Genomic DNA, 9,053 nt, shown 5'->3' on the forward strand with positions numbered 1-9,053 from the left:
TGTGGGGTACTGTTAGTTTTTGCACCGGAACATCAAACCAATAAAAAAGGCTGAAATCCTGAAAAGACGTGGATTTCGGCCTTTTTTGCGTCTAAAAAAATTTACGCCAGCTTTTGCAACAAAATGGGCAAAAATGCGCATTTTTTTGGACGAAAGCTGGCGGGGAATTATCAAATTTAAAATGGTTTTAAGACTTTTTTAAAACGGGTTTAAAAAGCTCAATCAATGCTGCGGCCATACCACTCCACGCGGCCGATGATGGCTATGTCGTCGTCGGTATGGCTTAAATCTATTTCAAATGGCGCGTAGCGTGGGTTTTCGGACGTTACGAGCAGTTTGCCGGGTATGCGCTGCACGCGTTTGACAAACAGGTCGTTACCGATTCTTAAGACGTACAGGCCGTCGCGCGGCTCGGTTTCGGCGTGATTAATCAAAATCGAATCGCCATGGTTGAGCACGCCTTCCATCGAGTCGCCCAATACTTCAAATACCGATAAATTATTGATTGAAGTTGAAATATTTTTATCTAGCCAGTCACGACGAAAAGGGATTGGGCTTCCTCCTTTATCAGTCCGATAAAATGATTCTTGGCCATCTTTAAAAATAGGGAAAGTGTAATGCGAAATGAAGGCATATTCATCTATTTCAATGCATAAGCCATCAGTATCAACCATATCAGGCTCTTTATACATTTTGCCTTGTTCAGAAAATAACCAATTCGCATTTATATCATAGTAAAGGCAGATTGCCGATATGGTTGGAATAGAATATTTTTTCTTTCCATTCAACATCTTTCTAGCTTCTATTATTGGGATATTTGCTATTTCTGAGAAGCTTTCAGCCGTTATCCCATATTCTTTTATCACTCGGTCAATCCGTCGGCAGACGGAGATTTCAGCTACATCAAGCCATTCATTTCCCGTGAACATACTTACCCCTTTCTTTTCAGCAGCCAATTAAATTGAGCTGGACTTAATAATCTGATTAATAACCTTTTATTTTGGGTTGTTAAATGAGAATTCATTTAAAATCAAAACACTAACAATTTATAGATTTAGGATGGAACTAAGGCTTAATAACCAAAATTTGGCATTTTGGTTATTAAGTCAGCCCCGTAGTATCAAATTCTTGTCTGATGATGACTAAGCAACCGAATAAGCAACCAAATTTTTTCAGTTGCTTAATTAAAATTATTTTTAAATCATATGGATAAATAAAATATGATTTTTGGCTAAATTTGTGACTAAGCAACCTATTTCTTGCAAAATGGTTGCTTAGTTCTTCCCGTCAGGCTACTTCACCAGCCGTAATACCGACTTCTTTTTTCTCCTGTGTTTTGGCGATAGTCAAAATGATTTCACGGCTTTTATCTGTTGATTGCCGATAGTTTTGAAGCAGCTCTAGTTCATCTTTGCTGAGTTCGTTTGAATTTTCAGACGGCCTATTTCCTGTGAAAAGAAAATTCACATCTGCACCTAGTCCATAAAAAGAGAAAATAATTTCACAGTTTGGCATAAACACGCCGCGCTCATATTTTCCCCACATCTCACGTGTAATTCCACATTTCTCAGCAAGTTGAGACTGAGTCAAACCCAACTTTTTTCTTTCTACTTTCAATCGACTACCAAAAAGAGAAATGTTTTCCACAAAATAATCCTTGCAAAAGAGAAATATTTTTCTCATAATTCAAAAAAAACAGGGCAGTACTAACACTTAGTTAGTGCAGTATTTTAGCACAAAGAAAAAGGACTATCTATGACGATAACTATAGAAAAATTAAAAGAAAACTTTGAAAAAGAAGGAAAAACACTGGCTTCTTGGGCACGTGAAAACGGCTACAAGCCGCGTGAAGTTTACTTAGTTGTCGGCGGTCAAAATAAAGCCAAATACGGCAAGGGTTTCGAGATCGCACGAAAGCTAGGGCTGAAATGAGGTTGATTTTATGGAAAAAATATCTAGCCGAGAGTTGTCGGTCGTCTTGAATAAGTCAAGACAGGCGTTAGACAAAATGGCAATAAGGCAGAACTGGACCTATAAATTTTCAGACGGCCAAGGGAAAGGCGGAAAAGTCAAGCAATACCTAATCTCCAGCCTACCCCCCGAAATCCGCAATGCCATCCAGCAAAAACAGGCCGAAACCCTGCTGGCGGAAAGTGAAAAACTGGCGGAAACGCTGCCAGTAGTCGCCAACAAGCCGCCGGCCAAACGGCAAAATACGCAGCTCGGGCTGCCCATCGACGAAACGGTCGGCGGTTTGACGGAAAAGCAACGGCAATGTGCTCATGCGCGGATGTCGATTGTGGCGGAGGTGTTGAAAATGCACCGTATCGGCGGCTTGAAAATCAGTTATGCGCAGGCTTATGTGCTGGAACAGTTGGAACAAGGCAGATTGCCGCAGTATTTGGTGGATTTGTTGCCGTTGGCGAATGCGCGAAGCGGTGGTGAAGTGAAGTTGTCTATGCGCTCTTTAAAGGAATGGACGATTGCTTACCGTAAGGCGGCTACACCCAACGAGCGGTTGATGGCGTTGGCACCGAAGTCGACACGCAAGGCGGTGCCGCTGTCGGAATACCGTTGGTTGCCGCATTTTATCCGTTTTCACAATGTGCCGAGCGCGCCGAAATTGGCGCACAGCTATGGGTTGTTTGCGGATTGGTGGGAAAAGCATATGCCGATTAATGAAATGCCAACTGAAAGCCAAGTGCGACGTGTTTGGGAAAAATTGCCGATGATTATGCAGGAACGTGGTCGCCGAACCGGTGCGGCATATAAGGCGTTGATGCCTTATGTGAAGCGTGATTGGGGGGCTTTGAAGCCGAATGATGTTTGGATTGGTGACGGCCACAGCTTTAAGGCGAAGGTGGCGCACCCTGTACACGGCAGGCCGTTTAAGCCGGAAGTGACGGTGATTTTGGACGGTTGCACGCGGATGGTGATGGGGTTTTCGGTGAGTTTGGCGGAAAGTTGTGTGGCGGTGTGTGATGCGCTGCGGATTGGGGTCAAGCATTTTGGTGTGCCGTTGATGTATTACTCGGATAACGGTGGCGGCCAAACGGGTAAAACCATCGACCATGAGATTACGGGTATTGCGGCACGGCTGGGTATCCATCATGAGACGGGGTTGCCGGGCAATCCGCAGGGGCGCGGCATTATCGAGCGCTGGTGGAAAGACAATTTGATTCGGATGGCGCGACAGTATGAGACGTTTACCGGCGAAGGGATGGACAGCAGCACAAAAAACTTGACTTACCGTAAGTTGGAAAGTGCGTTTAATGCGCTGGAGCAAGGTAAGGAATTGACGGCGGAACAGCGGAAATGGGCGGCGAAGCTGCCTAGCTGGAAGCAGTTTATCGCTGATGTGTTGGCCTGTATTGAGGAATACAACAACCGCCCACACCGCGAGCTGCCGAAAACGGCAGACGGGTCGCACTATACGCCGAAGCAATACCGTGATGCACGCATGATTTCAGACTGCCTGACCCCTGATTTCTTGGCGGAGGAGGAAGAAGAAACGCTGTTCCGTCCGCAGGAAATCCGCAAGGTGCAGCGTGGTTGGTTGGATTTGTTTAACAACCAGTATTTCAGCGTGGATTTGGCTGAGTATCACAAAGACGAGGTACGCGTGGCTTATGACTTAGACGATGCTCAGAGTGTGTTGGTGTATGACATGGCCGGTAAGTTTTTATGCAAGGCCAAACTCGACGGCAACAAACGCCCTGCAATGCCGATTTCGCGCCGCGACCAACTGGCGGAAAACCGCCGTAAAGGTAAGGTTAAACGTGCGGAAAACGTCATCAAACTGGCAAATGCGGAAATCAACCCTGCTTTGGAACACGCGCAAACGTGGGACGAGCTGGGCAATTTGGGCGCAGCCCTGAATGCTGATGTGATTGAAGCGGAATACGCGGTATTGCCGAAAACGGGAACGGACGACGGTATTCAGTTGTTTTTTGAAGCAGATATGTAGGAGACGGAAATGGAACAGACAGTAAAAAAGCCCGAGTGTTTCTCGGTGGAAACATTACGGGCAGAACAGACTAAGCGAGAGACTCTGCGTCGGCAACGAGTAGAAGCAATGAATCGAAATGTTCACGTATTGGGTCATCTTCAGGTAAGTGAGCAACCTGAGCAGTTAGAAAGCGGCGAACCTGTTCAATCGAAGTCGGCTCTTGGCGGGTAATCCGCTGAAGCAGCCAAGCCAGGACGGCAGTATCGGCGATGGAAATCTGCTCCAATTCCTGAAGACTGATTTCAATCATATTCAGACGTTTTTCCAAGTCGGGCAAATCATTCATTTCAGACGGCCTTTAAGGGTTGTTGAAAATTTAAGGATAGTAAAAATGAAAAACCAAATCAACAAGGCATTACAACAGCGTTTTATCGAATTTAAAGAGCGCTCGGGCTTGAGCCAAAGCCAGCTTGCCCGAGCCATCGGCAGCTCCGTGTCGCAAATCAATATGTATTTAAAGGGCAATTATGCCGAACACGGCGGCAAATATGAAACAGTCGAGAAAAAAATCGAAACCTATTTGGACGTGCAGGAAAGCAAGGCACAACGTGAAGAACTGAACATCGGCTTTGTGTCTACGCCTACCATGCGCCGCATTATGGGCACCATGCTGGAAGCGCACGAAGGCGGTGAGGTGGTGGTGATTTACGGTCAGGCCGGTTTGGGCAAAACGCAGGCGGTAAAACGCTACTGCGAAAAAAATCCGACCGCCATCTTAATTGAAGCGAATCCGAGCTTTAATGCGCTGGTGTTGATGCGCAAATTGGCAACGGCGTGCAAGCTGGTCAATACGGGCAGCCTGAATGATTTGTTTGAAGCGGTGGCCGACCGTTTGCGTGATTCAGGTCGTCTGATTGTGGTGGATGAAGCGGAAAACCTGCCCTTGCGTGCCTTAGAGATTTTGCGCCGCCTGCATGATGAAACGGGTTGCGGTTTGGTGTTGAGCGGTATGCCGAAGCTGGTGGCGAACTTGCGCGGTAAGCATGGCGAATTGGTGCAGCTTTATAGCCGCGTATCGCGTGCCCTGCCGTTGGGCGACAGCCTGCCCGATGAGGAGCTGGCACAAATCGCCCAATCAGCTCTACCGGAAGCGGACGCGGAAACGGTGGCCGAAATTGTGAAACAGAGCAACGGCAACACGCGGCGGATGAGCAAGCTGATGCGCGGTGCGGTGCGGACGGCGAATAAAAACGGTATCCAGCTTCAGGCGGGGATTGTGAAGAAATACAGCACGTTGATCATCCGTTAAAAGGCCGTCTGAAATGAAGCGTGAATATACGGTACACGCAGGGGTGTACGAAGATACTTGGCATGATTATGCCACCCATAAGCGGCACAAGATTTGGCGGGCGGATGTGCGCGCCAAGCGCAAGGAAGGCTTTGCGTGGCTGCAAATCCGCCGCGCTCGAAAGCGTTTTGAGTGTAAGGAGGAAGCCAAAGAATGGGCGGCTCAGGTTAAGGCGGATTGGGTGCGGAATAATTTTTTTGCCTTACGAAAATATTAAGTATTTGATTTATAAGGATTTGAAAAATGATTGAGTATGTAAAACATCTGATGGCGGGCATGGTGAGCGCGGTGTTGTTGTTTGCTGTGGGGGTGTTGCTGCATACCTGTACGGCGCAGCCGGTGCAGGCGCAAGGGGCAAGTTTGGAGCGCGCGGCGGACGTGGCGGCGCAGGCGGAAGTGATGAAGATGGAAGCGCAATACGACAGCATGAGCGCGGACAGCAAGATGGAAGGTGTGGTGTATGAATAAACAGGCCAAACGCCCGACACGCAAGGCGCGTGAGCTGGCATTGAAACAGGCGGTGGCGGACATCAAACGCCGCTACGGGGATAAAGCGATACAGAAGGGATGGCGCAAATGAGCTTTTATAGACGCAATCAGGATTGGCAAGCCTACGGCCAACACCGCCGCCGCGTTTGGACACGACAGGCGCGGAAGAAGCAGGAAACGGCGGATGAATATCAGGCGCGTATGAAACGGGAAACGGAAGAATTGATGAAAAAGGAGCAGGAAAAATGATGTGGATTGCTTTGGGAATGGTGGCATTTATCGGGATTTTGCTGGTATTGGAATTTTTGGCACGGCTGGCGCTGCTGCGGATGATCGGCGACGGTTACGACGACCATTAAAACGGCAAGCTGTTGATACGGCTATATATTTTTTGCCTTGTGAAAATTGTAAGGTGTTGATTTAAAAGGATTTTAAAAATGGATAAGGAAAAAGCCTTAAACAAAATCAAAAAGTGTTTGGCCTTGAGTAAGTCGGCCAACGAGCATGAAGCGGCGCAAGCATTGAAGCAGGCACAGGCGTTGATGAAGCAATACGGCATTAACGAGCAGGATATTGAACTGTCGGCCATACAGGAAACAGAGGGCTTGGCTTGTGCGCAGACGTTACCGCAATGGCAGGGTTATTTGGCCGGTGTGGTAGCGAGAAGTTTCGGGGTGTGCAGTTATGTTGACTACGCATTTAACCCCAAAAAAATGAAAGTGGAAGGCCGTCTGAAATTTTACGGTATGAATCCCCGCAACGAATTGGCGGAGTACGCTTATCAAGTATTGCTGCGCCAACTCAAAGCAGCCCGCGCCGACTACATCAAAACGCAGCTTGCACGAGTTCGTCTTGCCAAAAACAAAACCATGCGTGCCGACGAGTTTTGCTTAGGCTGGATTGCCGTTGTAAGTAAAAAGGTAGATGTTTTCGCCAATGGCGAACGAGAAACGGAGCTGCTGGAGCTCTGGAAAGAAAACAAAGGGCTGACAACAAGCAAATTGAAGTTGAGCAAAGGCAAATCCCTGCGCGACCGTGTAAACGGCTGGGAAAAAGGCCAAGAGGCTGCGCTCAACCATGCGATGAACAGCACAGAAAACCAAAAACTGGAGGATAAATCATGACCAACAAACAACTTATCGAATGGCTCGAAGACCGTGGCGAGTTGGTCGTCAGCAAGTCGGACGGCGGTAATTTTGTGGTGGTGGCGCGGCAAGGCGGCGTGATGAAAACGGCGGAAGCGGCTACTTTGGAAAGAGCGATTATGTTGTGGGAGGAAGCGTGATGAACATCGCAAAACCTGAAAAACAAGATTTGGCGGCCGCGTGGAATCTTATCCGTATGATCGATAACGTGAGCTATGAACTCAATCCGTTAAAGCCGGCTGGCGACGGCGATTACGAGTGGCTGGAAGATAAAGACAAGGCCGCCGTGCTGGATGCCGTGATTGAGGCCTACGACAACTGCAACTTGGGCTGGCTGATGACGGCACTTGAAACGCTGCTCTCTCCGATAAACGGCATTGTGAACCAAGAGGCATATACATTGGAATTCCATCCGCGGCTGAAGGCTTGCTTGGATGGGTTGCAAGAAGGGAAGGAATCATGATTTGCCGCTGCCCCAACTGCGGTGCGGTCAACAGCTTGGACAGTCTGGTCAACGACGCGTCAGCCGCCGAAATCATGAAAATGTTTTTAGGGCTGGATGCCGACATCAGCCAAGTACTTATCCGCTATATCGGGCTGTTCAGACCGGCAAAAAATCAGCTCTCTTGGGGACGTACAGAGAAACTGATGAAGGAGCTGCTGCTGCAAATCCAAACCGCCACCATCGAACGAGACGGCACGGCCTACGCCGCACCGCTGGAAGCATGGCTCTATGCCCTACACGAAGTGTTGGCCGCACGCGAAGCAGGCCGTCTGAAAACGCCGCTGAAGTCGCATGGTTATTTGTACGAGATTATCGCCGGATGGCAAGGACAAGGCGGCGCGGTATCGACAGCAGCCCAACACATTCACCGTGCGGCACCGCCTGCCAAAGCGAGCCAAACTTTAACCGCAGCCGCGTCGCTGCAAGGATTGAAAAAATGAATAAGGAGTTACCGACCCAACTGCACAACACGATGATAGACGGCCTGACCATGCTGCTGACCTTGCGCCTTGCCGGGTCGCCCGCCGCCGATACAGTGGCCGCCACGGCGCAAACATGGAGCCGTGTGTTGGCACATGGCCGCGAGTGGGACGATGTACGCGATGTTAAGCGGTTTCAGACGGCCTTTATGGTGTTGGCCAACGAAATGAACCGCTGGCCGAGCCCGAAAGATTTTTTGGACAATCTGCCGCCACCGCCGGAGTCGCTGAAACTGGAACACCGCTACCAGCGCACGGCGGCGCAGAAAGCCGAAGGCAAAGCGGCTTTAAAGCAGATTAAAAGCAGCATTAAAAGCATTTTAAACAGCAAATCTTTAACCAACCCGAAAGGAAATCAAAATGGCTAAAACCACCCGAATCAAACAGCCCGCCATCGAGGCGGCACAAGACAAAGCGGAAGTTACCGCGTTTATCCGCCGAATCGGCGATTTACAACGCGAAGTCAAACGGCTGGAAACCGAAGCCGGTGACAAGAAAGCCGCTATCGAAGAAGAGTACGCCGCATATGCTGCCCCGTTGTGCGCCGAAATCACCAGTCTGACCGAGCGTGTGGCCGCTTACTGTGAGGCGCATAAAGATGAGCTGACCGACAACGGCAAAACCAAAACTGTGGACTTCACCACCGGCCTGATTAAATGGCGCATCCGCCCGCCGTCGGTCAAGGTGACGGGTGTGGCCGCCGTATTGGCATGGCTCTCCGAAAAATCCGCCTTTGCCGAGTTTGTCCGAACCAAAAAGGAAATCGACAAAGATGCCATCCTGAATCAGAAAGAGCGTTTTTCAGATGGTCAGGTGCCGGGGATTAAGATTGTGAGCGGCGTGGAGGATTTTGTGATTGAACCGACGGAACAGGAGTTGGGCTGATGCCTGCCATTTTTGAAAAGGAAAAAAATCATGTGGTTTAAACAACTTACCCCATTCCGCCTGCCGGAACTGCCCGACGTGGAACGCTTGGAAACAGCGATTGCCGAAAACTGGTTTAGCTCGCCACTCGGCTCAGAATGGTTTAGCGAGGGTTTTTATGTGCCTGTGCCGTTTGGCAATCCTGTTGTTTTTAAAGCACAAAAAACCATGCTTATCAGCTTGCGGCGCGAAGAAAAAGTATTGCCGGGCGCGG

16 protein-coding genes are annotated in these 9,053 nt (G+C 49.1%); 13 read left to right on the top strand and 3 right to left on the bottom strand.

Going from position 1 to position 9,053, the window contains the following annotated elements; all coding sequences use genetic code 11:
- Positions 1 to 218: 218 nt before the first annotated feature.
- Both CRG49_RS13615 and CRG49_RS11105 read right to left on the bottom strand, forming a co-directional pair.
- Entirely contained in the window at positions 219 to 929 is a 711-nt protein-coding gene (locus tag CRG49_RS13615) for a S24 family peptidase (RefSeq protein WP_232727254.1), read from the bottom strand.
- Positions 930 to 1,287: 358 nt separating this feature from the next.
- Positions 1,288 to 1,647, bottom strand: a complete 360-nt coding sequence (locus CRG49_RS11105; protein ID WP_095503825.1) for a helix-turn-helix domain-containing protein — start codon at positions 1,645 to 1,647, stop codon at positions 1,288 to 1,290.
- Between the two features lie 108 nt (positions 1,648 to 1,755).
- On the opposite strand from CRG49_RS11105, the gene CRG49_RS11110 reads away from it, so the two are divergent.
- Both CRG49_RS11110 and CRG49_RS11115 read left to right on the top strand, forming a co-directional pair.
- On the top strand, positions 1,756 to 1,932 hold the full coding sequence (locus tag CRG49_RS11110) for a DNA-binding protein (protein ID WP_095501795.1): 177 nt from the start codon (positions 1,756 to 1,758) through the stop codon (positions 1,930 to 1,932).
- A gap of 10 nt (positions 1,933 to 1,942) precedes the next feature.
- A complete protein-coding gene (locus CRG49_RS11115) occupies positions 1,943 to 3,967 on the top strand; it encodes a Mu transposase C-terminal domain-containing protein (protein WP_097784617.1) in 2,025 nt (674 codons plus the stop codon).
- Positions 3,968 to 4,037: 70 nt separating this feature from the next.
- On the opposite strand, the gene CRG49_RS11120 is transcribed toward CRG49_RS11115, so the two are convergent.
- On the bottom strand, positions 4,038 to 4,295 hold the full coding sequence (locus CRG49_RS11120; protein WP_097784618.1) for a GntR family transcriptional regulator: 258 nt from the start codon (positions 4,293 to 4,295) through the stop codon (positions 4,038 to 4,040).
- A 45-nt stretch (positions 4,296 to 4,340) separates the two neighbouring features.
- Here CRG49_RS11120 and CRG49_RS11125 point away from each other — a divergent pair, with 45 nt between their 5' ends.
- From CRG49_RS11125 to rdgC, 11 genes are all read left to right on the top strand, one after another.
- Positions 4,341 to 5,258 (top strand): AAA family ATPase, encoded by a 918-nt coding sequence (locus CRG49_RS11125; protein WP_097784619.1) that lies wholly within the window; start codon positions 4,341 to 4,343, stop codon positions 5,256 to 5,258.
- Positions 5,259 to 5,271: 13 nt separating this feature from the next.
- Positions 5,272 to 5,514 carry a toxin PIN gene (locus CRG49_RS11130; protein WP_097784620.1) on the top strand — a complete coding sequence of 81 codons (243 nt, stop codon included), beginning with the start codon at positions 5,272 to 5,274 and terminating at the stop codon, positions 5,512 to 5,514.
- A 26-nt stretch (positions 5,515 to 5,540) separates the two neighbouring features.
- Positions 5,541 to 5,765, top strand: a complete 225-nt coding sequence (locus tag CRG49_RS11135; RefSeq protein ID WP_095503813.1) for a hypothetical protein — start codon at positions 5,541 to 5,543, stop codon at positions 5,763 to 5,765.
- A 108-nt stretch (positions 5,766 to 5,873) separates the two neighbouring features.
- The gene (locus tag CRG49_RS13380) at positions 5,874 to 6,035 is read left to right on the top strand and encodes a hypothetical protein (protein WP_195714689.1); all 162 of its coding nucleotides are present in this window, start codon (positions 5,874 to 5,876) and stop codon (positions 6,033 to 6,035) included.
- Positions 6,036 to 6,223: 188 nt separating this feature from the next.
- On the top strand, positions 6,224 to 6,910 hold the full coding sequence (locus CRG49_RS11140; protein WP_095503824.1) for a DUF2786 domain-containing protein: 687 nt from the start codon (positions 6,224 to 6,226) through the stop codon (positions 6,908 to 6,910).
- Positions 6,907 to 7,071: a hypothetical protein gene (locus CRG49_RS13385; protein ID WP_195690041.1), complete on the top strand. Its 165-nt coding sequence runs from the start codon at positions 6,907 to 6,909 to the stop codon at positions 7,069 to 7,071. The genes CRG49_RS11140 and CRG49_RS13385 overlap by 4 nt, the downstream gene beginning before the upstream one ends.
- Positions 7,071 to 7,394 carry a hypothetical protein gene (locus CRG49_RS11145; protein ID WP_097784621.1) on the top strand — a complete coding sequence of 108 codons (324 nt, stop codon included), beginning with the start codon at positions 7,071 to 7,073 and terminating at the stop codon, positions 7,392 to 7,394. Before CRG49_RS13385 ends, CRG49_RS11145 begins: the two co-directional genes overlap by 1 nt.
- Entirely contained in the window at positions 7,391 to 7,876 is a 486-nt protein-coding gene (locus tag CRG49_RS11150; RefSeq protein ID WP_097784622.1) for a hypothetical protein, read from the top strand. The genes CRG49_RS11145 and CRG49_RS11150 overlap by 4 nt, the downstream gene beginning before the upstream one ends.
- The gene (locus tag CRG49_RS11155; RefSeq protein ID WP_229436959.1) at positions 7,873 to 8,283 is read left to right on the top strand and encodes a hypothetical protein; all 411 of its coding nucleotides are present in this window, start codon (positions 7,873 to 7,875) and stop codon (positions 8,281 to 8,283) included. Before CRG49_RS11150 ends, CRG49_RS11155 begins: the two co-directional genes overlap by 4 nt.
- The gene (locus CRG49_RS11160) at positions 8,276 to 8,800 is read left to right on the top strand and encodes a host-nuclease inhibitor Gam family protein (RefSeq protein WP_097784623.1); all 525 of its coding nucleotides are present in this window, start codon (positions 8,276 to 8,278) and stop codon (positions 8,798 to 8,800) included. The genes CRG49_RS11155 and CRG49_RS11160 overlap by 8 nt, the downstream gene beginning before the upstream one ends.
- A 30-nt stretch (positions 8,801 to 8,830) precedes the next feature.
- The coding region (gene rdgC / locus CRG49_RS11165; protein ID WP_198515162.1) for a recombination-associated protein RdgC at positions 8,831 to 9,053 on the top strand (223 nt) is incomplete at its 3' end.

Origin of the sequence: Neisseria sp. N95_16, assembly GCF_002551535.2 — a bacterium.
Taxonomy (GTDB): domain Bacteria; phylum Pseudomonadota; class Gammaproteobacteria; order Burkholderiales; family Neisseriaceae; genus Neisseria; species Neisseria brasiliensis.

Coding starts and splice junctions, on each gene's coding strand:
- CRG49_RS13615 (WP_232727254.1), bottom strand. CDS start 929: ATGTTCACGGGAAATGAATGGCTTGATGTAGCTGAAATCTCCGTCTGC.
- CRG49_RS11110 (WP_095501795.1), top strand. CDS start 1,756: ATGACGATAACTATAGAAAAATTAAAAGAAAACTTTGAAAAAGAAGGA.
- CRG49_RS11115 (WP_097784617.1), top strand. CDS start 1,943: ATGGAAAAAATATCTAGCCGAGAGTTGTCGGTCGTCTTGAATAAGTCA.
- CRG49_RS11120 (WP_097784618.1), bottom strand. CDS start 4,295: ATGAATGATTTGCCCGACTTGGAAAAACGTCTGAATATGATTGAAATC.
- CRG49_RS11125 (WP_097784619.1), top strand. CDS start 4,341: ATGAAAAACCAAATCAACAAGGCATTACAACAGCGTTTTATCGAATTT.
- CRG49_RS11130 (WP_097784620.1), top strand. CDS start 5,272: ATGAAGCGTGAATATACGGTACACGCAGGGGTGTACGAAGATACTTGG.
- CRG49_RS11135 (WP_095503813.1), top strand. CDS start 5,541: ATGATTGAGTATGTAAAACATCTGATGGCGGGCATGGTGAGCGCGGTG.
- CRG49_RS13380 (WP_195714689.1), top strand. CDS start 5,874: ATGAGCTTTTATAGACGCAATCAGGATTGGCAAGCCTACGGCCAACAC.
- CRG49_RS11140 (WP_095503824.1), top strand. CDS start 6,224: ATGGATAAGGAAAAAGCCTTAAACAAAATCAAAAAGTGTTTGGCCTTG.
- CRG49_RS13385 (WP_195690041.1), top strand. CDS start 6,907: ATGACCAACAAACAACTTATCGAATGGCTCGAAGACCGTGGCGAGTTG.
- CRG49_RS11145 (WP_097784621.1), top strand. CDS start 7,071: ATGAACATCGCAAAACCTGAAAAACAAGATTTGGCGGCCGCGTGGAAT.
- CRG49_RS11150 (WP_097784622.1), top strand. CDS start 7,391: ATGATTTGCCGCTGCCCCAACTGCGGTGCGGTCAACAGCTTGGACAGT.
- CRG49_RS11155 (WP_229436959.1), top strand. CDS start 7,873: ATGAATAAGGAGTTACCGACCCAACTGCACAACACGATGATAGACGGC.
- CRG49_RS11160 (WP_097784623.1), top strand. CDS start 8,276: ATGGCTAAAACCACCCGAATCAAACAGCCCGCCATCGAGGCGGCACAA.